This window comes from Dorea sp. Marseille-P4042, from assembly GCF_900290215.1.
GTDB lineage: Bacteria > Bacillota > Clostridia > Lachnospirales > Lachnospiraceae > Dorea > Dorea formicigenerans.
In genome coordinates this window covers 410,167-436,172 of the sequence record NZ_OLMI01000001.1, presented here as the reverse complement: position 1 = coordinate 436,172, position 26,006 = coordinate 410,167, and the positions used below count along the sequence as shown (strand labels likewise).

The window sequence follows — 26,006 nt, the reverse complement described above, 5'->3', positions numbered from 1 at the left end:
AAGCCCAGACTGGGATGCCTGCGAATGGATTTTGCTTTATTCTTGCATGAAATATAAGAATACTTCCGAAAAAGCTGGAAATACTTGTAGTATCATAGTAAAATCGGAGTGTGGACATTGTGCAGGTAAGACGTGGTGATATCTATTATGCAGATTTGAGTCCGGTGGTCGGCTCAGAACAGGGAGGGATTCGTCCGGTGCTGATCATTCAGAATGACGTAGGAAACCGTCACAGCCCGACTGTCATATGTGCGGCGATTACTTCCCGTATGAATAAGGCGAAGCTGCCGACTCATGTAGAGATAGATGCAAGAAAATATCAGATTGTAAAGAATTCTGTGGTATTATTAGAACAGATCCGAACCATAGACAAACAGCGCTTAAAGGACATGGTTTGTCACCTGGATAAAGAAATGATGTACAAAGTAGATGAAGCAATCAAAGTCAGTTTTGAGCTTCATACATAATCAAAGGAGTGAAAGAAAGTAGAATTATGGACGAGGCCAGACAGGGGACCACGGATAAGCTGATCCGTAATGTGTTCCGATACATGGATAAGAATGCCCGGGATATCATGACTCACAGGAAGAATATTGTGGCGATAGATGAGGAGGAATCTCTGGAAGATGCACTGCATTTTATGCTGGAGACAAATTATTCAAGATTTCCGATTTACAGAGAAAGTATTGATGAGATCATCGGTTTTATGCATTTACGTGAGGCCATGACATGCTATTTGAAAAACAATTACAGAAATGTTCCGGTCAAAGAATTACATTCTTACATAAGACCTGTAGATTTTATACCGGAGTCTAAGAATATTGACCGCCTTTTTAAGGAGATGCAGGCAAAGAAAAACCACATCGTAATTGTTATGGATGAATATGGGCAGACTTCCGGTCTTGTGACACTGGAAGATATACTGGAAGAAATTGTCGGAAATATTATGGATGAGCATGATGTGGAAGAAGAATTGATCATTGTACTTTCTGCCAGTTCCTATATCGCGAGCGGTATGCTGGAGCTGGAAAAACTGGGAGACCTTTTGCATGTTACATTTGACACGGAGGAGTACGGAACACTCAATGGCTTTATGATCGACAAGCTGGAACGTATCCCGAATGAAGGCGAAGAGTGTATTGTAGTATATAAGAACTACCGATTTACCGTTCTGGAAGTGAATGATAACACAATTCAAAGAGTAAAGATTGAAAAACTTCTGATGGCGTGATAGAATAAAGAACGTGTGAAAACAGATAGAAAAGAGGAATAGAAATGTCAGGACATTCAAAATTTGCCAATATTAAACATAAGAAAGAGAAAAATGATGCAGCAAAGGGTAAGATCTTTACGAAAATCGGAAAAGAACTTGCAGTTGCCGTAAAAGAAGGTGGAAGCGCTGATCCGGCTAACAACAGCCGTCTGCGTGATGTTATTGCAAAAGCAAAAGCTAACAATATGCCGAATGATACCATCGACAGAAATATCAAAAAAGCCGAAGGGGATGCCAATGCAGCAAACTACGAGCACATTACATATGAAGGATATGGTCCGAACGGAACTGCTATCATCGTAGAGGCTCTGACAGATAACAGAAACCGTACAGCTACGAATGTAAAGAATGCATTTACAAAAGGTAAGGGAAATGTAGGAACACCTGGATGTGTATCCTTTATGTTTGATAAAAAAGGTCAGATCATTGTAGATAAGGAAGAGTTCAACGGGGATTCTGATGAACTCATGATGACCGCACTTGATGCCGGAGCAGAGGACTTCTCAGAGGAAGAAGACAGCTTCGAGATCTTTACAACACCGGAAGATTTCAGTGCTGTACGTCAGGCTCTTGAAGAAGCTGGAATTCCAATGGCAGGTGCAGAGGTTACAATGATCCCTCAGACATATGTCGAACTGACAGATGAGAAAGACATCGCAAATATTCAGAAGACTCTGGATATGCTTGATGATGATGATGATGTTCAGGATGTTTATCATAACTGGGACGAGTAAAACATAAAAAGGGGATAAGGTTATGAGTAATTACAAGATTGAAACAAAATGCATCCAGTCCGGTTATGAGCCGGGCAATGGAGAGCCGCGTGTACTTCCGATTTATCAGAGTACAACATTTAAATACAATAGCAGCGATCAGATGGGTCGTCTGTTCGCATTGGAGGAATCCGGATATTTTTATACAAGACTGCAGAATCCAACCAATGATGCAGTGGCAGCAAAAATCTGCGATTTGGAAGGCGGAGTTGCAGCAATGCTGACATCTTCTGGTCAGGCAGCGAACTTCTATGCCATTATGAATATCTGTGAAGAAGGAGATCATATTGTATGTGCTTCTGCATTATATGGCGGTACCTATAACTTGTATGCCCATACAATCAAAAAGATGGGTATTGATGCAACATTTGTTGATCCGGAATGTACGACAGAAGAGTTAAATGCCGTATTCAAAGAGAATACAAAAGCTGTATTTGGTGAAACCATTGCCAATCCGGCTCTTGTAGTATTAGATCTCGAGAAATTTGCAGCGGCTGCTCATGCACATGGCGTACCGTTTATTGTGGATAATACATTTGCAACACCGGTCAACTGCCGTCCGTTCGAGTGGGGTGCAGATATCGTAACACATTCTACTACAAAATACATGGATGGACATGCCACATGTGTCGGAGGAGCTATCGTTGACAGTGGTAACTTTGACTGGGCTGCCCATGCAGATAAATTTCCGGGACTTACAACTCCGGATGAGACATATCACGGAATCGTATACACAGAGAAATTTGGAAAAGCTGCGTATATTACAAAGGCGACTTCTCAGTTAATGAGAGATTTAGGTTCCATTCCATCACCTCAGAATTCATTTATTCTGAATCTTGGGCTTGAAACGCTTCCATTACGTGTGGAGCGTCATTGTGAAAATGCTCTGGCAGCTGCAAAATATCTGCAGGCACATGAAAAAGTAGCGTGGGTAAGTTGTCCGATGCTAGAAGGTGATAAACATTATGCACTTGCTAAGAAATATATGCTAAACGGAACTTGTGGAGTGATTACTTTTGGTCTGAAGGGTGGAAGAGAGGAAGCAGTCCGCATGATGGACAGCCTGAAGATGATTGCAATCGTGACCCATGTTGCAGATGCAAGAAGCTGTGTTCTCCATCCGGCAAGTCACACACACCGTCAGATGAATGATCAGGAGTTAAAAGAAGCTGGAGTACAGCCGGATCTGATCCGTTTCAGTGTTGGAATTGAAAATATTGATGATATTATTGCTGATTTAAGTCAGGCACTTGAACAGGTATAAAAGTATTCAAATACCTCCATACTAAGAAAAAAGTATGGAGGTATTTTTTATGGAAAAAGAAACAACTGAGGAAAAAAGAAATGAAATGAAAGAAACCGGCAGCATGAAACTTGACTCTAATAACCGGAAACATAATGTACGTCTTCTGACAATTATTGGAGAGATTGAAGGTCATGAAGCAGTATCCGGGAATACAAAAGCGACAAAATACGAACACCTTTTGCCGATGCTGGCTGAAGTAGAAGACAGCGAAGAGATTGATGGACTTCTGATCCTTTTAAATACAATGGGCGGGGATGTAGAAGCAGGACTATCTATTGCAGAGATGATTGCTTCTATTAGTAAACCGACAGTTTCTCTAGTCCTTGGAGGCAGCCATTCTATCGGAGGACCGCTGGCAGTGGCGGCGGATTACTCGTTTATCGTCCCGAGCGGAACTATGATCATACATCCGGTCAGATCAAATGGCATGTTTATTGGAGTACAGCAAAGTCTCCAAAATATGATCCGGACTCAAAAACGCATTACAGGGTTTCTTGCAGCTCATTCCCATATGAACGAAGAACGTATCGAAGAACTGATGCTTAATCCGACGGAACTTGTCAAAGATGTCGGAACACTTCTGGAAGGAGAAGATGCGGTCAGGGAAGGTCTGATTGATGAAGTTGGAGGAATGAGCCATGCATTAAGGAAACTTCACCAGATGATTGACGAAAAATAATCATTCATGTATACTATAATGTGATATGTTTTGCGCATAAGGGGGAGTAAAAAATATGGCTGCAAAGTCAAAAAAGAAAACTGGCAGAAAGCAGACAAAGAAAAAAAAGACCGAACAAAGTTTTTTAGGGGAGGAAATCTTTGTCTGGGTTACTCTGGCAGTCAGTATTTTGCTATTGATCAGTAATTTTGGATTTGGCGGAAACATTGGCGATCATGTATCCGGGGCTCTAAAGCACGGCTTTGGGATCGTTGCCTATTTTGTCCCATTTTTACTGTTTGGAATCGTATCATTTTTAATATCAAATAAAGAAAATAGAATCGCATATATAAAATCTGCGCTTGCGCTGGTTTTTATGATCCTTACCTGTACACTTTTAGACCTGATCCATGAGATGGGCGGAAGACTTGGCAGCTTTATTGCAAACCTTCTTATACCCGCAGTCGGAGTGGCAGGTACATATGTAATTGTAATAATCTGTATGATTATCTGTGGAGTGATCATTACAGGGAAATCTGCTTTAAAGGGAGTAAAAGCAAAAGGTGATCAGGCCTATGGCCGCGCAAGAGAAGATGCCAAAAGAAGACGTAAAATTTCAGAAGAACGTAAAGCCAAGCGTGCTAAGATGCGTGAGCAGGAACAAAAAGCTGCCAAAAACACAAACTCTAACGAAAAACGATCGGATCACCGCGTAACGGGAGTTTCTCTGGCAACCAGACTTTCTGATAAGTTCCAGTCACCGGAGATGAAGGAAATAAAGAGTAATCCGGAAATGATGTCGGCAGAAGATAAAAAACAACATCCGGATTTTGTGATCAACAGGGCTCCCGATATTCCAATAGAAGATATTCCGGAAGAATCAGATGTGACGGAGGAAGCTTTTGATTTTACACAGGCAGACAAGAATCCGACAGACTCTTCTTCGGGAAGTTCTGTGCGTAAAAGTAAGATGGGGGCAGCTCCGGTTGCCGATGAAGTTGCGCGTGTTGCAGCAGAAGCTGCGAAGACAACAGCGGCCGTAAGAACAAAAGCATATAAAATGCCACCGGTATCACTTCTGAATCGTGGTAGTGAAGGACGTCAGGAATCGGATGCAAAGCTTCGGGAAACTGCTATGAAGCTTCAGGAGATTCTGGCGAATTTTGGAGTAAATGTAACAGTTACAAATGTAAGCTGTGGACCTGCTGTCACGCGTTATGAGCTTCAGCCGGAAATGGGTGTGAAAGTAAGTAAGATTGTCGGACTGGCAGACGATATCAAGCTGAACCTGGCCGCCGCAGATATTCGAATCGAGGCACCGATTCCGGGAAAAGCAGCTGTAGGAATTGAAGTTCCAAATAAGGAAAATTCTACAGTCATGCTTGGGAATCTTCTAGCGTCCAAAGAATTTAAAGACAGTACCTCTAAAATATCGTTTGCAGTTGGAAAAGATATCGGAGGTAAGGTTGTCGTTACAGATATAGCAAAGATGCCACATGTGCTGATCGCAGGTGCTACAGGTTCCGGTAAGTCTGTCTGTATTAATACATTGATCATGAGCATCCTTTATAAAGCAACTCCGGATGAAGTCAAATTAATTATGATCGATCCTAAAGTTGTAGAATTAAGTGTTTACAAAGGCATTCCACATCTGATGATCGACGTGGTGACAGACCCGAAAAAGGCAGCTGGTGCTCTGAACTGGGCAGTAGCTGAGATGACAAGGCGTTATCAGGCATTTGCGTCATTGAATGTACGTGATATCAAAGGATATAATGCGAAGATTGAATCTATGCCGGATCATGCAGATGAAGCAAAAGGACATAAGATGTCGCAGATTGTCATTATTGTAGACGAGCTTGCAGATCTTATGATGGTTGCTCCTGGCGAAGTTGAAGAAGCAATTTGCCGGCTGGCACAGCTTGCAAGAGCAGCAGGGATTCATCTGGTCATTGCAACACAGCGTCCGTCTGTCAATGTTATCACAGGATTGATTAAAGCAAACATGCCGTCAAGAATCGCGTTTTCTGTAACTTCTGGAGTTGATTCCAGAACCATCATTGATATGAATGGCGCTGAAAAATTACTTGGAAAAGGAGATATGCTCTTTTATCCATCCGGTTATCAGAAACCGGTACGAGTCCAGGGAGCTTTTGTATCGGATAAAGAGGTGCAGAAAGTTGTTGATTATTTAATTGACAAAAATGGAAATGCCAATTACGATGAAGAAGTTGTCAATCATGTAAATACATCCAATATTGGCATGGTATCTTCAAACGGACCAGGTGCCGATGAAAGTAATGGGCGAGATGCCTATTTTATAGACGCAGGTCGTCTTATCATTGATAAGGACAAGGCTTCCATAGGGATGCTGCAGAGAGCGTTCAAGATTGGCTTTAACCGTGCAGCACGTATTATGGATCAATTGTGTGAAGCGGGGATTGTCGGTGGCGAAGAGGGAACAAAACCGCGCAAAATCCTCATGACACTAGAAGAATTTGAACAATACATACAAAATATAAATACTACTGAATAATCAGAGGAGGTCAGTATAGACAATGAAATGCAGGTATTGTAAGGCAGAAATACCAGAAGGGGAATTATATTGTAAAAAATGTGGGCGAGAGGTACAGATTGTACCAGATTACAATCCACTTGAAGAAATGCTAACGGCTCAGATCCAATTAGATGGCAATGAGCAGGAATCGGAGTTCGATCAATATATAAATCAAAAACGCAGAAATAATAACAGGACAGGACAATCTGCTGGCAGAAATACAGGTTCAACTGGACGTGGTGCAGGAAGAAATACAGGAAGAAGTGCATCACGAACAACAGCGGCTATGACTGGAAGAAGAATGACCGGGAATACTACGGGGCAGATGCTAACTGAAAAAGAAAGAAGAAAACGGCAGAGCGCAAAAGCAGCAAGAAAGAAAGCTTTGCGCAGAAAAAGACGGATCGTCCTGCTTATTATGGCTGCAATCGTAGTATTGGCAGGTGCCGGATTCTATGTTGTATATCAGAATTCCTATAACGGGATTATGAAAAAAGCACAAAAAGCCGCGCAGTCAAAAGATTATACCACTGCAGAAGCTTATTATAAACAGGCAATTTCCAAAAATACTAAAAAAGCAGATGCTTACACAGGTCTTGCAGATGTCTATCTGTTACAGGATAAGGCCGATGAAGGTACAACATTATTTGAAGAAGCAGTTAGCAAGCAATCTGGTAATGTTGAACTTTATAAAGCTTGTATGGATTTTTATTTGAAATCAGATCAGAACATGAAAATTCCAGAACTTTTGGATTCTGTCAGTGACTCCATGTTGGAGAAATTAAGCGATTATGTTGTAGATGAACCAAAGTTCAGTCTGGAGGATTCTACGACTTATGATGATGTCCAAAAATTACTTTTGACTGCAGATAAAGATATAATCTACTATACAACGGATGGTACAGATCCTGATCTGACAAGTACGAAGTACACTAGTGAAGGCATACAGATCAGCGAGGGTGAGACAACCATAAAAGCAATTGCTGTCAACAAAAAAGGGGTGCCGAGTGCAATCGGTAAGAAGACTTATACGGTAGAATTCCCTGTAGAAGATGCACCGGCGGTCTCCCCGTCAACAGGCCAGTACGATGAAGCAGTTCAGATTGAAGTAAAAGTACCGGAGGGATATACTGCATATTACACGACAGACGGTACAGACCCGACAACAGCATCTACAAAATATACCGGGCCAATCGACATGCCAAAGGGAGAAACTCTTTTTAAAGTCGTACTTGTCAATGGAAAGGGGCGTATGAGTGGTATTACCACTAGAAATTATATGTATGATAACCAATAATTGTAATCTTATTATGTAAAAAAAGAAAAAATTACCAGAAAAATATTGCGTTAAATTATTATCAATGCTATAATGCAACTGTGATAATTTTTTAACGCAATTATTTTATGGAGGAGAAAAATCATGGCAAGATTTACATTACCAAGAGACATTTATCATGGAGAAGGCGCTTTAGAAGAGCTGAAGAACTTAAAAGGTAAAAAGGCAATCGTTGTTGTCGGTGGCGGCGCAATGAAACGCCAGGGATTCCTTGCAAAAGTTGAAGACTACTTGAAAGAAGCTGGAATGAAAGTTGCTCTTTTCGAAGGTGTAGAACCAGACCCGTCTGTTGAAACTGTAATGAAAGGTGCAAAGGCTATGCAGGAATTCGAGCCTGACTGGATCGTAGCTATGGGTGGTGGATCACCGATTGATGCAGCAAAAGCTATGTGGGCTTTCTATGAATATCCGGAAATAACATTTGAAGATCTGATTACACCATTCAGTTTCCCGGAATTAAGACAGAAAGCAAAATTTGCAGCAATCCCTTCAACCTCCGGAACTGCAACTGAAGTAACAGCATTTTCTGTTATCACAGATTATGCAAAAGGAATCAAGTACCCACTGGCAGATTTTAACATCACACCGGATGTGGCAATTGTTGACCCGGCTCTTGTAGCTGAACTTCCTGTAAATCAGGTTGCTTACACAGGTATGGACGCCTTGACACATGCGATTGAGGCATATGTATCTACATTGAACTGTCCATATACAGATCCGCTTGCACTCAAAGCAATCGAGATGGTATTTGATTATCTTCCGGCATCCTACAGATGCAATATGGAAGCAAGAGCAAAAATGCACGATGCACAGTGCCTGGCTGGAATGGCATTCTCTAATGCATTACTTGGAATCGTACATTCTATGGCTCATAAAACAGGAGCTGCATTCTCTACAGGACATATTACACATGGACTTGCAAATGCAATGTATCTTCCATATGTAATCAAATATAATGCAAAAGATCCTGTAGCAGCTAAGAGATATGCTGAAATTGCAAGGTTTGTAGGACTTGGTGGAGCATCTGAAAAAGCACTCATCAACAGTCTTTGTGAGAAGATCAATGAATTCAATGTTATCTTAAATATTCCGGCTACATTAAAGGATTTCGGGATCAAAGAAGATGAATTTAAAGAAAAAATTGCTACAATCTCTGAAAATGCTGTGGGTGATGCCTGTACAGGTTCTAATCCAAGAACAATTGATCCAGCTACAATGGAAAGACTGTTTACATGCATTTATTATGGAACAGAAGTTGATTTTTAATTAACGATAATGTTAAAAAAATAATTTTAATAAAATAATGATGAAACGGCAGGTATTGTAATAATATTTGCCGTTTTTGGTGCGTTTTTCTGAATTTATTTTAGAAATTAAATTCACAGCAAGTTACTTGATATTTTCATAACAATGTTGTATCATTAAATAGATGATTATTATTATTCCCGGTATTTCAATGGGGGTTAGAATTAGGAGGAAGCAAGATGTATAAGATATTAAAAGCTGAAAAATTAGCTGACAAGATTTATCTTATGGATGTTGAGGCACCACGTGTTGCAAGACACTGCCAGCCTGGACAGTTCGTTATCGTTAAGATGGACGATAAGGGAGAACGTATCCCACTTACAATCTGTGACTATGACAGAGAAGCAGGTACTATTACAATCGTATTCCAGGAAGTCGGAGTATCTACTGTAAAGATGGCTGACTTAAAGGCCGGGGATTCATTCCGTGATTTCACTGGACCTCTTGGTTGTGCTTCAGAGCTCGTTGGAGAAGACATAGAAGACTTGAAAAAGAAAAAAATCTTATTCGTAGCAGGTGGAGTTGGAGCTGCTCCTGTATATCCACAGGTAAAATGGTTACATGAACACGGCGTAGCAGCAGATGTTATTGTCGGAGCAAAGACAAAAGATATGCTGATCCTTGAAGATGCTATGGAAGCTGTATCTGGTAACTATTACCCATGTACAGATGATGGTTCCTACGGACATGCCGGAATGGTTACAACAATGGTCGAAGAACTTGTAAATAATGGAAACAAATATGATGTATGTATTGCAATCGGTCCAATGATCATGATGAAATTTGTCTGTCTCCTTACAAAGAAACTGGAGATCCCGACAGTTGTCAGCATGAACCCGATCATGGTTGATGGTACAGGAATGTGTGGTGCCTGCCGTCTGATCGTTGGAGACGAAGTGAAATTCGCATGCGTAGACGGACCAGAGTTTGACGGACATCTCGTTGATTTTGATAACGCTATGAAGAGACAGCAGCTTTACAAGACAGAAGAAGGTCGTGCAATGCTGAAATTACAGGAAGGTGACACTCATCATGGTGGATGCGGAAACTGCGGAGGTGACAAATAATGGCAAATGTATTAGAGAGAGTTCCTGTAAGAGAACAGGATCCAAAAGTAAGAGCAACAAACTTCGAAGAAGTATGTTATGGATATAACAAAGAAGAAGCAATGGAAGAGGCACAGCGCTGTATCAACTGTAAGAATGCAAGATGTATCCAGGGCTGTCCTGTATCTATCAATATTCCAGGATTTATTAGTCATGTAAAAGAAGGTAATATTGAGGAAGCTTATAAAGTAATCGGAGAGTCCTCAGCACTTCCTGCTATCTGTGGCCGTGTATGTCCACAGGAGTCCCAGTGCGAGAGCAAATGTATCCGTGGAATCAAAGGTGACCCGATTTCGATCGGTAAACTTGAAAGATTCGTTGCTGATTACGCTCTTGAGCATGACATTAAACCTGCAAAACCTGAGAAGACAAATGGACATAAAGTTGCAGTTATCGGTTCTGGTCCGTCCGGACTTACATGCGCCGGAGACCTTGCAAAGCTTGGTTATGAAGTAACAGTATTTGAGGCACTTCATGAGCTTGGCGGAGTACTTGTATATGGTATTCCAGAGTTCCGTCTTCCAAAAGAGAAAGTCGTAAAGAAAGAAATCGAAAAAGTAAAAGAATTAGGTGTACATTTTGAGCCAAACGTAGTAATCGGTAAATCAACAACAATCGATCAGTTGATGGAAGAGGAAAACTTTGAAGCTGTATTCATCGGTTCCGGAGCAGGTCTTCCGATGTTCATGGGAATTCCGGGAGAGGCATCAAACGGAGTATTCTCTGCAAACGAGTATCTGACAAGAAGCAACCTGATGAAAGCTTTCGATGATTCTTATGATACACCGATTGCAGCAGGTAAGAAAGTTGCAGTTGTCGGTGGCGGTAACGTAGCAATGGATGCTGCCAGAACAGCACTTCGTCTTGGAGCAGAAGTACATATAATCTACCGTCGTGGTGAGGAAGAACTTCCAGCCAGAGTTGAAGAAGTACATCATGCAAAAGAAGAGGGCGTTATCTTTGATCTTCTTACAAATCCAAAAGAAATTCTTGCAGATGAGAATGACTGGGTAAAAGGAATGAAGGTTGTTAAGATGCAGCTTGGAGAGCCTGATTCATCAGGAAGACGACGTCCGGAAGAAATTCCAGGATCAGAGTACGAGATTGAACTTGATACAGTTATCATGTCTCTTGGAACATCTCCAAACCCATTGATTGCTTCTACAACAAAAGGTCTTGAGACAAACAAGAGAAAATGTATCGTTGCAGAAGAAGAAAATGGACAGACATCAAAAGCATGCGTATTCGCTGGCGGAGATGCTGTAACAGGAGCAGCAACAGTAATCCTTGCTATGGGTGCCGGAAAAGCCGGAGCAAAGGGAATTCATGAATTATTAAGCAACAAATAAATTATATCAGCCGGGAGATGACTCCCACCACTATAGGTGGTGAGAAACAAGCTGGTATCAGTGGTGGGAGTCAATCCCCCAGCTGATATAGCCTCCGGCAGGGCGCACATTGTCCGGTGGACAATGGTTTTGTGCCGACCGAAACGGAGTATAGACTTGCAGAGGTGCGCAGTAGAAGTATGTCATGCAATTGCATGACGCGCACCTCGCAGCAAGAATGCCGAGGCATTCTTGAATGGGGACGTAGTAAAACTTTAAAATACTACGTCCCCATCATTGATGAAGGGTGTCCCTTTTTTCATAAAAGGGGTGCCCTTAATTTATGAAGTTGACTTTTTTATTGACACTTCTAAGTCTTTTGTATAAAATAATATCAGAATTAGTTTAGCCTAACCTCTGTAGATTAATTTAATACTGTTATTCTAGGATATCGAGATTCTGAATATAATACTAATAGATAATAAAAAGGAGTGTTTGATACATGACAATTTTCTGGGGACTAATGATACCGTTCATCGGAACAACTCTTGGGGCATTATGCGTATTATTTATAAAAAATGAATTAAAACCTGTGATTCAAAAGTCTTTACTTGGTTTTGCAGCGGGAGTTATGGTTGCAGCCTCTGTATGGTCACTTTTAATTCCAGCTATGGAAATGTCTGATTATCTTGGACAACTGGCATTTTTACCGGCTGCTGTTGGCTTTCTTGTCGGCATTGTATTTCTTCTTGCATTGGACCGCCTCATTCCACATCTGCATCTTGGGAGTGAAGAATCAGAAGGTCCTAAAGCTTCATTAAAGAAATCGACGATGCTGATCTTGGCAGTTACAATTCACAATATTCCGGAAGGAATATCTGGTGGCGCAGTATTTGCAGGACTTCTTATGAATAATTCAAAAGTGACACTTGCCGGAGCATTTGCACTGTCTATCGGCATAGCAATTCAAAATATACCAGAGGGCTTTATTGTTTCACTGCCTGTCAGAAGTGAAAAAGGGCGGATAAAAGCTTTTTTATATGGTATGTTTTCTGGGATTGTGGAACCAATTGGCGGTGGAATAACAATTCTGCTTGCATCTAAAATTACACCATTATTACCGTATCTTCTTGCATTTGCAGCGGGAGCTATGATATATGTAGTAGTAGAAGAATTAATTCCAGAATCTGCCGAAGGCACTCACAGTAACATCGGGACCATTGGTTTTGCACTTGGCTTTGTACTGATGATGATGCTTGATGTGGCATTTGGTTAAATAAAGGAGTTTATATGAAAATTACACTAATTACCGTCGGAAAAATAAAAGAAAAATACTTAAAAGATGCAATTGCGGAATATTCAAAAAGATTAAGCCGCTATTGCAAACTGGAAATTATAGAAGTTGCAGATGAAAAAACACCAGATAACGCCAGTGAAATTGTAGAAGCCGGAATCAGAGATAAGGAAGGCGAACGAATTTTAAAATACGTAAAAGATGATGCTTATGTAATCACACTGGAGATTAACGGTAAGATGTTGACCTCAGAAGAGCTTTCTGAAAAAATTGATACACTAGGTGTACAGGGCACAAGTCATATTATTTTCATAATTGGTGGTTCTATAGGACTTGGGAATGCAGTTCTGAAACATTCTGATTATGCACTTAGCTTTTCGAAAATGACTTTTCCACATCAATTGATGCGTGTAATTTTGCTAGAACAGATTTATCGCAGTTACAGAATTATAAACGGAGAACCATATCACAAATAAGAAATACGAATCTTTCGAAGAAGTTGAAGTATAAAAAATACTGATTTCTACGGAAGATTCGTATTTTAAGGTTTATAGCCTAAAAATCGGTATTAACTGAAAGCCCCATTTTTTATTCATCCCATCCTTCGTAAAATCGAATATTAACAGAAATATTACGAATGAACTCGCCATCTTTTAATTCGATATCTTCTTCGTCGGAAACATATGGAATGAAAGGATCTTCTTCTGTAAGTTCCAGACTCAGCCAATTTCTGGCTGCCTCATTGGAATCATCAATTGCATCATCTAAAGTGTCGCCTTCGCCGTAACAACATTCCAGATCCGGGAAATAGCTTTTGTATCTTCCTTCTTCAGTTTTTCGAAATACTGCCGGATATATAAATTTCATATCTAATGTCCTTTCTATATATTATTACAAGTCTTTTTCCATTATAGCATGATTTGTGCTATGATAAAAGAAATGATCATAATTTTTTAGATAACAGGAGGATATCATCATGACTAAAACCGGAGAACGTGAAATTGCCAAAAAGGAAAATGTAAATGGTGGAGCAGGTTATGTACTTATGGAAGCTCTTTTGAATGAAGAAGAACGAGCAGAGCACTGCCGAATCTTTTCACAGGTAACGATTCATCCAGGGTGTGAATTAGGATATCATGAACATCATGGAGAGACAGAAACTTATTATGTGCTTTCTGGTAGTGCAACATATATCGATAATGATAAAGAATATGAAATCAAAGCAGGAGATGTAACATTTTGTAAAGATGGGGATGGTCATGGAATTAAAAATCATGGAACAGAACCAATTATATTCATCGCCCTTGTGTTAAAAAAATAGTCATTATATCAACTAAGCAGGAGACACCATGTTAGAAGAAACACTCGCACGAAAACTGATAGAACATGTGACAAAATATACAACTTATAATGTTAATATTATGAATGAAAAAGGAATTATAATTGCCAGTTGTGACCCCAAACGTGTTGGTTCTTTTCACGAAGCAGCATATCAGATTCTTCACACCTCTGAAAATATAATTACGGTTGAAAATGACTTGGATTATCAAGGTACTTTAAAGGGGATTAACATGGTCATTGAAATAGATGACAAACGTGAAGGAGTAGTAGGCGTAACTGGGAAGCCAGATGAAATTCGTCCAGTTGCCAATATCACGAAACTTGCAATTGAAACATTATTAAAGTATGAAACCCAGAAGCTACAATCTATCAGAAGACAAACAAAAAAAGAACGTTTTATAGAGATGATTACAGGTGAGCAAAATGCTGATCCGAATGGTCTTCGAAGACTTGCAGAAGAATTGAGTTACAAAGAAGAACTTATACGTATACCTATTCTTTGTTATCTTGAAGATCCTAAATATCAAAAAGTACTTTTAGAATCCATAAAGCAAGGAATTCTGCATAAAAGCGAAGACATCAGTTTTCCTTTGGAAGATCAATATATATTAATTTTTAAAACAATTGATTCAAAAAATAAACGTTTTTTTGCTGAATACAAATATATGCTGGCAGAATATTTGCAGCCAACCTTACAATGGATTAAGAAAAAAGAGATTTCCTGCAAATTTTACATAGGAACATTTCAAAATAATTTTCCTCAGTATTATTATGCTTATCGGCATTGCAAGTGGTTGGAAAATAATATCAAGACTGAGCATAATAGTATATATTTTTATGATTATATTTCTGAATATATTCAGGCAATTGTTCCGATTAATGAAATGAATCAGATATTCAATGTTTTTGGGAACTTTTTGCCGATCGATATACAAAAACACTGTCTGGAACTTGTTGATACGTTGATAGATACAAACTTCAATACAGCTAAAGCTTCCGAAGAGCTTTTTATGCACAAAAATACATTTGCATATCAATATAATAAACTTCGAGATATGCTAGATGTTAATCCTCAAAATTCAGCAAAAGATAAATGGTTTTTAATATTCTTATATATATATCTATCACGAAGATAAGTATTCGATATATGTAATCGTATGAACTTGAGTCTTTATGTAATGTCAAATCAAGAACAAATGTTTTGTGATATGGTAACAATTTTTATGCTTTGATTTGTGGTAAGAGCTTTTGTTGTTCGAATCTTTTTTTGTTAAACTCTTTCTTAAGAAACATGATAGGAAATATCAAATAGAAAAGGGGGATTTATATGACAGGTTTACCACTTATCATCGCATTTATTATTGCGATAGTTCTTATGATTTTGGCAATTTCAAAATTCAAGATTCATCCATTTCTTGCAATTATGGCTATTTCATTAATACTTGGTCTGGTTGCGGGAATTCCGCTTACAAATGTAACCGAAGCAGATGGAACTGTAAAAACGCTGGGTCTTGCGAATGTAATTGGACAAGGTTTTTCAGGAACATTTACAAGCATTGGTATTGTAATTATTCTTGGAGCATTGATTGGAACAATTCTCGAAAAAACTGGTGCAGCATTGAAGCTTGCAGACATGGTAATACACCTTGTCGGTAAGAGCCATCCGGAATTAGCTATGGAATTAATGGGCTGGGTAGTATCAATTCCGGTATTCTGTGATTCTGGATTTGTTATTTTGAATCCAATTCGTAAAGCACTTGTTAACCGAACAGGTGCATCTTCCGTAGCAATGTCAATTGGGCTTTCATCTGGACTTTATATTGCACACGTATTTATTCCACCTACACCCGGACCAATTGCAGCTGCATCAACGATGGGAGTAGGAAATAATCTTTTACTTGTAATGGGAATGGGTGCTCTTTGTTCTGTTTTTCCATTAATAGCAGGTTATTTCTTTGCAAAACATATTGGAACAAAAGTAACAGCAAATGATGAAGCCAACCAAAATGAAGTTCATAAAACTTATGAAGAACTTGTTGCTGAGTATGGAAAACTTCCAAATGGTTTCAATGCACTTGCACCAATTATAGTTCCGATTATTCTGATGGCAATTGGTTCTATTGCAAGTATGGCAGGTCTTACTGGTACAATAAACAGCATTCTGCAGTTCCTTGGAACACCGATTATTGCTCTTGCTGTTGGAACTATTTTTGGCATCATTCAGTTGTCAGGAGCCGGAAAAATGAATGAGTTCTACGAACTGACAAATGAGACATTAAAAACTGTAGGACCTATTCTTTTTGTTACAGCGGCTGGTGGAGTACTTGGTAAAGTCATTTCCTCTACAGATATGATTAATTATATTACACAAAATGCTACGTTACTTGAAAAGATTGGAATTTTCTTCCCATTCTTATTAGCAGCTATTTTGAAAACTGCACAGGGTTCATCTACTGTTGCAATTACAACAACTGCAGGAATCGTGGCACCACTTCTTCCGGTTCTTGGTCTTGGAAGTCCGGTTCGAACAGTTCTTGCTGTAATGGCAATTGGTGCTGGTGCAATGACTGTATCCCATGCGAATGATTCTTATTTTTGGGTAGTTACCAATTTTGGTGCAATGACACCTGAAAAAGGATATAAAACTCAGACAGTGGCTACATTGATTCTTGGAATCAGTTCTATGGTAGAAATTTTTATTTTATCATTATTTTTATAAAAATGCAGTTAGAATTCGAAAGACATTTATAAAATTACAGGAGGAAGCTTATGAAATTTTTATTTGCTTCAGATTCATTTAAAGGAACATTATCCTCACAAAAAACTGCAGAACTTTTAACACAGTCAGCCCGGGAGACTTTCCCGGACTGTCAGTGTGACAGTATTACGGTTGCTGACGGTGGCGAAGGTACGACAGACGCAGTACTTGCGGCTACAAATGGGAAAAAAATATCTGTGCAAGTTCATGGACCTCTCTGGGAAAATATTACAAGTAATTACGGTATGCTGGATGAAACTCGTGCAGTAATGGAAATGGCTGTAGCTTCCGGACTGCCTCTCGTTCCAGAAGAGAAAAGGGATCCACGCTATACTACCTCTTATGGAACTGGAGAAATGATCGCAGATGCTCTTAGAAGAGGATTCCGGGATATATCCATAGCCATCGGCGGCTCTGCTACAAACGATGGTGGAATCGGTTGTATACGCGCCCTTGGTGGAAAATTTTTAGATGAGAATAACCAGGAATTAATGGGTTGCGGCGAGGATTTGATGAAAATTAGAAAAATAGATCTTTCTGGACTGAATCCATTGATAAAAGAATGTAAATTCACGGTAATGTGTGATGTCACAAATCCGCTTTGCGGAAAAGACGGAGCTACTTATACATTTGGAAGACAGAAAGGTGCACCCCCCGAGATTCAAAATGATCTGGAAGCTGGTATGTGTAATTACCGGGACATTATTAAAGAGCAATTTGGACTGGATATGGATCAAATTGCAGGTGCAGGTGCAGCTGGTGGTCTCGGGACTGCTCTTATGGTATTTTTAAACGGAACATTGAAATCTGGAATAGAAACTGTACTTGATCTTGTAGATTTCGATGAACATCTGAAAGATGTAGATATCGTGGTAACTGGAGAAGGCGCTACAGACTGGCAGTCTGTATTTGGTAAAGTCATGCAGGGTGTTGGTGTTCATTGCAAAGATCACCATATACCAGCTGTTGCAATCGTCGGAAGCATGGGAAAAGGTGCGGAAGATATCTATGCGTATGGAATCGAATCTATCATCACTACTGTAAATGGTATTATGCCCCTTTCGGATGCATTGGAACATGCAGAAGATTTGTATCTAGGGGCTGCCAGAAGGCTATTTAAGCTTTTGAAAGCCGGGATGCAGATTTCAAAAGCTTAATTATTAATGTTGAATAAATTCAATCATTTTACGAACGGCGGTACTCTTGGCGGCACTGCCGTTTGTAACTAAATAGATTCTTCTAAGTGGCAGCTTTTCTTCCAACGGTATCTGGTAGACATCGCCTTTTGCAAGAGCAAGTTCTGCCATCTTTTTTGGATAAAACCCAATGCCAAGATTATGTACGATGAGCGGCAACATCTGATCGGTAGTTGCAGTTTCCATATCTGGTGCAAAAGAAAGTCCATGTTCTAAAAAGAAACTATTGTATAATTCTCTGGTTCCACTATTTTCATCCAGACTGACAAATGGAAGAGAAGCAATATCTTTCAGTTTTTGCGTCTGTTCTGCCAATTTTTTATATTTTTTTCCACCAATTAATATTTCACGATAAGAAGCTAATGGGATTTTTTCAAGTGGACCTTTAATATCAAGTGGTGTCGTTACCGCCGCAAAATCCACAATATCACTTTTCAATGCCTGGATTGCCTGTGGCGTCGAATGATTCGAAATACGAAGTCTGACATGCGGATATTGTTCATGAAATTTTTCAAGTCTTGAAAGTAGTACCAGTCTCAGCGCGTTTTCGCTGGCACCGATGGATACTAATCCATTCTCCAGTTCACCATTCTGACGGATTTCTTCTTCGCCAATCTGTAACTGTTCATATGCAATTGCTACATGCTCATATAATTTCTTTCCCTCTGGTGTTAACGAAATACCACGGTTAGACCGTAGGAAAAGAGTGCATTTTAATTCTTGCTCCAGGATATTCATGCAGCGTGTAATATTGGGCTGATTGTTGCCAAGCATTTTTGCTGCTTTTGTAAAGCTCTTATAACGTGCTACAAAATAAAATATGCGGTAATAATCGTAAGTAATCATATCTAGTCCTCTCATTCCAAATTGATATATCCATGATACTAAATATATCTTTTACATTTTGACGTAAGACAACTATAATATATAGCAGATAAAAAATCAATAAGAAAAGAGATGAATAAAAATGGCAACCATATTTCCAAGAGAAGAAAAAGCAGAATACTTATTTGACAAAATTCTGGAAAATTCGCAGGCATGCGAACGGTTGATGGAAACATTTTATGAATCAGTAGAATCTGACGGCGAATATTCAGGAGAAGTATTGCCGCCGGAGAAATTTGCAAAAGCTTTATTTGACGCTTATAAGAATAAAGATCTGACCGCTTTCCTTCTGGCAATCTGTCAGCACAGCATGTTCGATCTTCTTAGAAATGCATACCTTGTTCCGTTTCGTTTTAACGCTGACGGACATACCAATCCTTATATTTTAACGGATGGATCCGGCAATTTGTTAAATGATTGCAAGAAAGCTGTACCTGACAAAATGTATCATAAATTCCAAAAAGTCTACGCACAAAATGATGATGTGAAAATGTATCTGGCAGAAGGATATCGAAAAAGGCATTGTTATGATGAAGTGACTATGGAAGTAAAAGATTATCGAATGGGAGAGCAGTTAGGTGTTTTGCTTGTATATGAACTGCCGGATACTATCAAAATGAAAGAGACTGAAGCTCAGTCTTATGTCGCCGTTATGGATCTGGTTATGCAATTGCAGGAAGAATTGCCAAAATCCATTGTTTATTATGGACAAGAACGTCTTGAAGAAAAAGGTGAGCATTTTGATGAACTTGGAATTTTTCTTCCATTTACACATTTTTCAGAACGACTGGAAAAACATATTGAGACAGCGAAGAAGATTGTTTATCAATATAAAGAATAATTTGTCATATAATCTATAAGAAAGAGGAACTATTCACTTGAAAATGAACGGTTCCTCTTTTAGTTCAGTTGAGAAGACTCCCAATTATATAAGTGACAAGTGAACTTATATAATTGAGAGTCGAATCTTTGAATTTACGTGCAATAACGAAATGTTTTATCTGTCAAAATCCTTGCAAAAATCAATCCAAGCGGCAATGCAAGTATGATCATAAATGCGGCAGCGAACCACTCTGCTGATGTGTGCAGAGACATGATTCCCAGATTATAAATAGCACGGTACAAATAAAGGCCAGGTACCATAATTACTATAGAAGGTACCGTTACAGATATTCTTGGAAATCCCGCAACATTTTTAATCATAGAAGCAAGAATTCCTGCGACAAGCGCGCCGATAAATGCAGCAGCAGCTGGGGGCATATTTGCAAGGTCCACCATTTCCAGACGAAGAGTATTGGCAACTGCTCCGATACATCCGGCTGTAGCTGCCAGTTTTCTTGGACTGTTAAACATAACAGAGAATCCGAAAACTCCACAAAAGCTTGCTGCCAGTCGGAAGAGAATTTGTACCGGGACTTGCAAATTTAATGTTAGAAAATCCACCGGCTGCAATTTTAAGATAAGTGCCATAATCCAGGCAGTCATTGTTGCAACAGTGATAATAATGATTGCATAAGTTAATCGTTCCAGACCTGATCTCATATCCAATTTTGCAAGGTCAATACCGCTGGTAATGAATGGAAATCCTGGAATGATAAATAACATAGAACAAATATATCCTGCTTCATGTTGTTCTGACACCCCAAGTATCAGTTTCATCACTTCAAATAATCCTGCATAGACCAGACAGGCTGATGTTACGGAAACGAAGATACATAAAAATAGTGTAAAATGATGCTTTCCCAGTTTGCATCGGACAAAATTCCCGATACCGGCACCTGCAAATGCACAAAACATTTCTACCGGTCCGCCTCCAAGTAAAAAGGTAAATGCGCCACAGGCAAGTGCGGCTGCAAAACCAAGTGCGGTCGGAGAGTAGAGACCATGTATTTTTTCAATCTGATCCAAATGAGAATGTAATTCCTCACCAGTCATGTATACACCTTCGGATGAAAATTTATTAATAAACTGTTCCAGACGATTCAGTTTTGATGTGTTTACTCCTGTATTTGTAAGACATAAGGACTGCGAGTAACATTCCTCTCCATCGAAACAGGTGTATTCAATGGACATTAATCCGATGTCTGCAGTACAAGTCAACCCTAACTGTTCTGCGAGTGTATTCATAGATTGTCTGACACGCCAGGCTCCGGTTCCACATGACAGAAGCATAAGACCTGTCCGTCCGATCACAGAAGATTTTTCAATAATTCCAGCACTTGTAATCGGGATATCATCAATTGCTTCTGCATAATCATGCCATAAAATTTCCATGTGATTTTTGTGGATCACTTGCATATAAATCACTTCTTTCTTCATTGAACTGACCATATCGTCAGTTTAGTATAAATATTTTCTTCAGCCATATAAATTATGTATGTTTGATATTTTAATTATACATATATAGCATATTATGTTCAGCTTTAGTATAGTCTTTATTTCTTGTTTGTCAATAATTACTTACTGTCTTGTCACATGTAAAAACATGTGTTATAATTGTCTGCAATGAAATTTCAGATCATATGGGAGGAAAAACATATGACAATTGTAGAAGAAATACAAAAACTAAAACAAGAAAAAAATGCAGTGATCCTGGCTCATTATTATGTCAGACCTGAAGTTCAGGATATTGCAGATTACATAGGAGATTCTTTCTATCTAAGCCGTGTTGCAACAGAGCTTTCTGAGAGTACGATTGTATTTTGCGGCGTTTCTTTTATGGGCGAGAGCGCAAAGATCTTAAATCCGGACAAAACTGTTCTGATGCCGGATCCGGCTGCTGACTGCCCGATGGCACATATGGCAGATGTAGAATCTATTAAAAAAGTCCGCGAAGAGTATGAAGATGTAGCAGTGGTCTGCTATATTAATTCTACAGCAGCTTTAAAAGAATATTCCGATGTATGTGTGACGTCAGCAAATGCTGTCAAGATAGTAAAAGCGTTACCGAATAAGAATATCTACTTTATTCCGGACCGGAATCTGGCTCATTTTGTAGCAGATCAAGTTCCGGAGAAACATTTTATCTATAATGAAGGATTCTGTCCGACACATGAGCGTATGGAAGCTGATGAAGTCCGCGAAGCAAAAGAAGAACACCCGGATGCACTGGTGTTATCTCACCCGGAATGTAATACAGAAGTATTAAAATTATCCGATTATATAGGAAGTACTTCAGGAATTATTAAATATGCAACGGAAAGTCCATGTAATGAATTTATCATCTGTACAGAAGAGGGTGTACACTATAAACTCGTTCAGAATAATCCGGATAAACATTTTTACTATCCGAAGACTGTTCCAGTATGTCCGAACATGAAAAAGAATACTTTGGAAAAAGTGCTTCATGTATTGAAGACCGGCAAGAACGAAGTTCATGTCAGTGACAGCCTTCGTGAAAATTCAAAAAAACCTCTGGAACGTATGTTAGAGCTTGGAAAGTAGGCATTTGAATATGAATCAAACAGATAATATGAAAAATGTAAGTAAAAGTAAGGAAAATAATTTGCAAGCCGATGTGGTCATTGTCGGCACAGGCGTAGGCGGCTGCTTTTCAGCCCTGAATCTGTCCGAAGATTTATCCATTATTATGATTACAAAATCAGATCTTGAAAGCAGCGATTCATTTCTCGCACAAGGAGGAATCTGTGTGTTACATGATGACGATGATTATGACAGTTATTTCGAAGACACAATGCGGGCTGGTCATTATGAAAACAGGAAAGAGTCTGTAGATATTATGATCCGCGGTTCACAGGATGTAATTCATGATCTGATTGGGTATGGTGTGGATTTTGCAAAGGAAGATGGTAAACTTCTGTACACAAGAGAAGGCGCCCATTCCAGACCTCGAATTCTGTTTCATGAAGATATTACTGGTAAAGAAATCACAAGTAAGCTTCTTGCACAGATAAAGACACGTAAAAATATCCAGATTATGGAATATACGACGATGACTGACATCCTCATTTCCAAAGGGGCATGTGCCGGGATTGAGGCTGAAACATCTGATCATAAAAAGATTTATATCCACGCTGATCAGACTATTTTTGCAAGCGGCGGTATCGGAGGTCGTTATAAGCATTCTACAAACTTTCCACATTTAACTGGAGATGCCATTGATATTGCAAAAAAGCATGGCATCAGACTGGAACATTTAGATTATGTACAGGTCCATCCAACAACACTTTATTCTAAAAAACCGGGACGTAGATTTTTGATTTCCGAATCTGTGCGTGGTGAAGGCGCTCTTCTGTATGATAAAAACGGAAATCGATTTATAGATGAACTGCTCCCAAGAGATGTTGTCACAAAAGCCATTCAGGAACAGATGAAGAAGGATGGGACAGATCATGTGTGGCTGTCATTAGAAAAGATTCCAAAGGAAATAATCCTAAGTCATTTTCCGAATATCTACCTGCATTGCCTGGAAGAAGGTTATGATGCGACAAAAGAGTGGATTCCAGTCGTGCCGGCTCAGCATTACTTTATGGGGGGAATCTGGGTTGACTCCGATAGTCATACATCTATGCCAAATTTATATGCAGTAGGAGAGACAAGTTGCAACGGTGTTCATGGAAAGAACCGACTTGCAAGCAATTCTCTTTTGGAGAGTCTTGTATTTGCTAAAAGAGCTGCCAGGGAAATCATGTCTGAAAAACAGATGAATAAGGTAACCGCATAAAACAGTAATAAAATGCTATAAAAAAGGAGATTTTCAGAGAGTCATGAATACAATTACGATGAAACTACAGGCTGACCATCTCATCAAAGAAGCCTTAAGAGAAGATATATCAAGCGAAGATGTAACCACAAATTCAGTCATGAAAGAAGCTGTTCAAGGAGAAGTTAACCTGATCTGCAAACAAGATGGAATCATAGCCGGTCTGGATGTGTTCCAGCGTGTTTTTGAACTTTTAGACGAAAAAATAAAGGTACAATTTTATAAAAAAGACGGTGATGAAGTAAAAGTGGGAGAGCTTCTTGCTGTAGTGACCGGAGATATTCGAGTTCTGTTGTCTGGAGAAAGGGTAGCTTTAAATTATCTGCAACGCATGAGTGGAATTGCCACATACACGAATACTGTTGCAAAATTGCTTGTCGGAACTAAAACGAAACTTTTGGATACAAGAAAAACAACTCCGAATATGCGTATTTTCGAAAAATATGCAGTTCGCGTCGGAGGCGGATATAATCACCGCTATAATCTATCTGATGGCGTCCTTTTGAAGGATAATCATATTGGTGCAGCCGGAAGCGTCACAAAAGCAATACAGATGGCAAAGGATTATGCACCGTTTGTTCGGAAAATCGAGGTGGAAGTAGAAAATCTTGACATGGTAAAGGAAGCGGTAGAAGCAGGTGCAGACATCATTATGTTAGACAACATGTCTTATGACGAGATGAAAGAAGCTTTATTAATCATTGATGGACATGCCGAGACAGAATGTTCCGGAAATGTTACAAAGGAAAATATTGAAAAACTGACCGGACTTGGTGTGGATTATATTTCCAGTGGAGCACTGACCCATTCTGCACCGATTCTTGATATTTCCTTAAAAGGACTTCATGTACTTTAATAAAGAAGTCTGTTTATCTGCACAAATCAGAAATTCTTACACAAGCCATAAATATTTTTAATAAGTGTAAATGAAAAATACGCGCTAATTGAGAAATGTTTTCAATTAGCGCGTATTTTCTTGACGTCCTTTTTAAGTATATGCTATAGTGTCTAATGGTTAGATAATACTAACTTTTTTTGAAAATGATTAAAGAAGAATGGAATATGAACTATATGAAACGAATTAAAGAAATTATTTTATTTACCATTGTCTGTTTTATGATAACTTCATGCAATTCAAAAACTTCTGATACAATAGTGGATCAATCTGTCACAGACAAGAACGCCTCTTCAGAGACGCAGGCTTCAAGTACTGATGAACCACAAAGCAGAGATGTCTTTGCGATGGATACTTATATGACACTGACTGCATATGGTGACAATGCAGAAAATGCGCTTGATAAAGCCGAAGCAGAGATTGAACGTCTAGATAATTTGTTGTCTACAGGTGATGGAAATAGTGAAATCTATGCACTGAATCAGAACGGTACAGGAACGATTTCAGAAGATACAGAAATATTGTTAGATGAATCAGAAAAATTGTATACAGATACTGACGGCGTGTTTGACATTACAATTTATCCAGTTATGGATGCATGGGGATTTACAACGCAGAATTACAGAATCCCGTCTGATGAAGAGTTAAAAGGACTTCTTGAAAATGTGAATGCTTCTAAAATTCAATATGACAAAGCTTCAAAGAAAGTCGCTTTGCCAGCCGGTGTGAAGATTGATTTTGGTGGGATTGCAAAAGGATATACATCCTCAAGAATTATGGGTATCTACAAAAAATGTGGCGTTACAAGCGGCATGGTAAGCCTTGGAGGAAATGTGCAGTTGCTGGGAGCGAAGCCTGACGGCTCATTCTGGCGTGTTGCAGTACAGAGCCCGGATGATACCAATGACTATCTGGGAGTTCTTGAGGCGGAAGATAAGGCTGTTATCACTTCTGGCGGATACGAGAGGTATTTTGAAGAAAATGGAAAGATTTATCATCACATTATTGATCCTGCAACGGGTTATCCGGCTGAAAATGGATTGAAGTCTGTGACGATTGTAAGTGATGACGGAACCCTTGCAGATGGATTATCAACATCATTATTCATAATGGGAAAAGACAAAGCCTGTGATTTCTGGAAAGAACACAGCGATAAATTCGATATGATTCTTATGACAGATGACAACGAGTTATACGTGTCAGAGGGAATTGCAGATGTATTCAGTTCTGATCTGACTACGAATATTGTCAAAAAATTATCTGAAAAGTAAA

At 39.2% G+C, this 26,006-nt stretch carries 24 protein-coding genes; 21 read left to right on the top strand and 3 right to left on the bottom strand.

Annotated elements, in window-relative coordinates; all coding sequences use genetic code 11:
• The first annotated feature begins 119 nt into the window (after positions 1–119).
• The 12 genes from C7E02_RS02310 to rlmH all read left to right on the top strand — a co-directional run bounded on the left by C7E02_RS02310 (position 120) and on the right by rlmH (position 13,412).
• Entirely contained in the window at positions 120–467 is a 348-nt protein-coding gene (locus tag C7E02_RS02310) for a type II toxin-antitoxin system PemK/MazF family toxin (protein ID WP_005336494.1), read from the top strand.
• A 26-nt stretch (positions 468–493) separates the two neighbouring features.
• Positions 494–1,231 (top strand): hemolysin family protein, encoded by a 738-nt coding sequence (locus C7E02_RS02305; protein ID WP_005336489.1) that lies wholly within the window; start codon positions 494–496, stop codon positions 1,229–1,231.
• A gap of 44 nt (positions 1,232–1,275) precedes the next feature.
• Positions 1,276–2,007 (top strand): YebC/PmpR family DNA-binding transcriptional regulator, encoded by a 732-nt coding sequence (locus C7E02_RS02300; RefSeq protein WP_022278968.1) that lies wholly within the window; start codon positions 1,276–1,278, stop codon positions 2,005–2,007.
• Positions 2,008–2,029: 22 nt separating this feature from the next.
• The gene (locus C7E02_RS02295) at positions 2,030–3,310 is read left to right on the top strand and encodes an O-acetylhomoserine aminocarboxypropyltransferase/cysteine synthase family protein (protein WP_105308718.1); all 1,281 of its coding nucleotides are present in this window, start codon (positions 2,030–2,032) and stop codon (positions 3,308–3,310) included.
• 49 nt (positions 3,311–3,359) lie between these two features.
• Positions 3,360–4,031: a ClpP family protease gene (locus tag C7E02_RS02290; RefSeq protein ID WP_005336485.1), complete on the top strand. Its 672-nt coding sequence runs from the start codon at positions 3,360–3,362 to the stop codon at positions 4,029–4,031.
• A 55-nt stretch (positions 4,032–4,086) separates the two neighbouring features.
• Complete coding sequence (locus tag C7E02_RS02285; RefSeq protein ID WP_105308716.1) at positions 4,087–6,546, top strand: FtsK/SpoIIIE family DNA translocase; 2,460 nt, start codon at positions 4,087–4,089, stop codon at positions 6,544–6,546.
• A gap of 22 nt (positions 6,547–6,568) precedes the next feature.
• Positions 6,569–7,864: a chitobiase/beta-hexosaminidase C-terminal domain-containing protein gene (locus C7E02_RS02280; RefSeq protein ID WP_029730462.1), complete on the top strand. Its 1,296-nt coding sequence runs from the start codon at positions 6,569–6,571 to the stop codon at positions 7,862–7,864.
• A gap of 123 nt (positions 7,865–7,987) precedes the next feature.
• Positions 7,988–9,169, top strand: coding sequence for an iron-containing alcohol dehydrogenase (locus C7E02_RS02275; protein WP_005336479.1), 1,182 nt, complete (start codon positions 7,988–7,990; stop codon positions 9,167–9,169).
• 218 nt (positions 9,170–9,387) lie between these two features.
• Positions 9,388–10,275 (top strand): sulfide/dihydroorotate dehydrogenase-like FAD/NAD-binding protein, encoded by an 888-nt coding sequence (locus C7E02_RS02270; protein WP_005336477.1) that lies wholly within the window; start codon positions 9,388–9,390, stop codon positions 10,273–10,275.
• The gene (gene gltA, locus C7E02_RS02265) at positions 10,275–11,663 is read left to right on the top strand and encodes an NADPH-dependent glutamate synthase (protein ID WP_022278972.1); all 1,389 of its coding nucleotides are present in this window, start codon (positions 10,275–10,277) and stop codon (positions 11,661–11,663) included. Before C7E02_RS02270 ends, gltA begins: the two co-directional genes overlap by 1 nt.
• Before the next feature lie 481 nt (positions 11,664–12,144).
• Positions 12,145–12,918 carry a ZIP family metal transporter gene (locus tag C7E02_RS02260; protein WP_022278919.1) on the top strand — a complete coding sequence of 258 codons (774 nt, stop codon included), beginning with the start codon at positions 12,145–12,147 and terminating at the stop codon, positions 12,916–12,918.
• Between the two features lie 14 nt (positions 12,919–12,932).
• Positions 12,933–13,412 (top strand): 23S rRNA (pseudouridine(1915)-N(3))-methyltransferase RlmH, encoded by a 480-nt coding sequence (rlmH, locus tag C7E02_RS02255; RefSeq protein WP_105308715.1) that lies wholly within the window; start codon positions 12,933–12,935, stop codon positions 13,410–13,412.
• Positions 13,413–13,524: 112 nt separating this feature from the next.
• Here the strand turns inward: rlmH and C7E02_RS02250 are convergent, their stop codons facing one another.
• Complete coding sequence (locus C7E02_RS02250; protein ID WP_022278918.1) at positions 13,525–13,803, bottom strand: type II toxin-antitoxin system HicB family antitoxin; 279 nt, start codon at positions 13,801–13,803, stop codon at positions 13,525–13,527.
• Positions 13,804–13,912: 109 nt separating this feature from the next.
• Here C7E02_RS02250 and C7E02_RS02245 point away from each other — a divergent pair, with 109 nt between their 5' ends.
• The 4 genes from C7E02_RS02245 (at position 13,913) to C7E02_RS02230 (ending at position 18,192) form a co-directional block, all read left to right on the top strand.
• Complete coding sequence (locus C7E02_RS02245) at positions 13,913–14,257, top strand: cupin domain-containing protein (RefSeq protein WP_022278917.1); 345 nt, start codon at positions 13,913–13,915, stop codon at positions 14,255–14,257.
• A gap of 28 nt (positions 14,258–14,285) precedes the next feature.
• Entirely contained in the window at positions 14,286–15,413 is a 1,128-nt protein-coding gene (locus tag C7E02_RS02240; protein ID WP_022278916.1) for a CdaR family transcriptional regulator, read from the top strand.
• 191 nt (positions 15,414–15,604) lie between these two features.
• Complete coding sequence (locus C7E02_RS02235) at positions 15,605–16,996, top strand: GntP family permease (RefSeq protein WP_005336469.1); 1,392 nt, start codon at positions 15,605–15,607, stop codon at positions 16,994–16,996.
• A gap of 50 nt (positions 16,997–17,046) precedes the next feature.
• On the top strand, positions 17,047–18,192 hold the full coding sequence (locus C7E02_RS02230; protein WP_005336462.1) for a glycerate kinase family protein: 1,146 nt from the start codon (positions 17,047–17,049) through the stop codon (positions 18,190–18,192).
• Positions 18,193–18,195: 3 nt separating this feature from the next.
• Here the strand turns inward: C7E02_RS02230 and C7E02_RS02225 are convergent, their stop codons facing one another.
• A complete protein-coding gene (locus tag C7E02_RS02225; protein ID WP_005336460.1) occupies positions 18,196–19,077 on the bottom strand; it encodes a LysR family transcriptional regulator in 882 nt (293 codons plus the stop codon).
• 121 nt (positions 19,078–19,198) lie between these two features.
• On the opposite strand from C7E02_RS02225, the gene C7E02_RS02220 reads away from it, so the two are divergent.
• A complete protein-coding gene (locus tag C7E02_RS02220; RefSeq protein WP_029730466.1) occupies positions 19,199–19,957 on the top strand; it encodes a DUF4866 domain-containing protein in 759 nt (252 codons plus the stop codon).
• A 134-nt stretch (positions 19,958–20,091) separates the two neighbouring features.
• Here C7E02_RS02220 and C7E02_RS02215 read toward each other — a convergent pair whose 3' ends face one another.
• Positions 20,092–21,447 carry a threonine/serine ThrE exporter family protein gene (locus tag C7E02_RS02215; RefSeq protein ID WP_005336456.1) on the bottom strand — a complete coding sequence of 452 codons (1,356 nt, stop codon included), beginning with the start codon at positions 21,445–21,447 and terminating at the stop codon, positions 20,092–20,094.
• 207 nt (positions 21,448–21,654) lie between these two features.
• Between C7E02_RS02215 and nadA the strand changes: the two genes are divergently transcribed.
• The 4 genes from nadA to C7E02_RS02195 all read left to right on the top strand — a co-directional run bounded on the left by nadA (position 21,655) and on the right by C7E02_RS02195 (position 26,005).
• Positions 21,655–22,560 (top strand): quinolinate synthase NadA, encoded by a 906-nt coding sequence (gene nadA / locus C7E02_RS02210; protein WP_029730468.1) that lies wholly within the window; start codon positions 21,655–21,657, stop codon positions 22,558–22,560.
• A gap of 10 nt (positions 22,561–22,570) precedes the next feature.
• Positions 22,571–23,800 carry an L-aspartate oxidase gene (locus C7E02_RS02205; RefSeq protein ID WP_005336452.1) on the top strand — a complete coding sequence of 410 codons (1,230 nt, stop codon included), beginning with the start codon at positions 22,571–22,573 and terminating at the stop codon, positions 23,798–23,800.
• A 43-nt stretch (positions 23,801–23,843) separates the two neighbouring features.
• Positions 23,844–24,695: a carboxylating nicotinate-nucleotide diphosphorylase gene (gene nadC / locus C7E02_RS02200; protein WP_105308714.1), complete on the top strand. Its 852-nt coding sequence runs from the start codon at positions 23,844–23,846 to the stop codon at positions 24,693–24,695.
• Between the two features lie 215 nt (positions 24,696–24,910).
• Complete coding sequence (locus C7E02_RS02195) at positions 24,911–26,005, top strand: FAD:protein FMN transferase (RefSeq protein WP_105308997.1); 1,095 nt, start codon at positions 24,911–24,913, stop codon at positions 26,003–26,005.
• The last annotated feature ends 1 nt before the right edge of the window (position 26,006 follow it).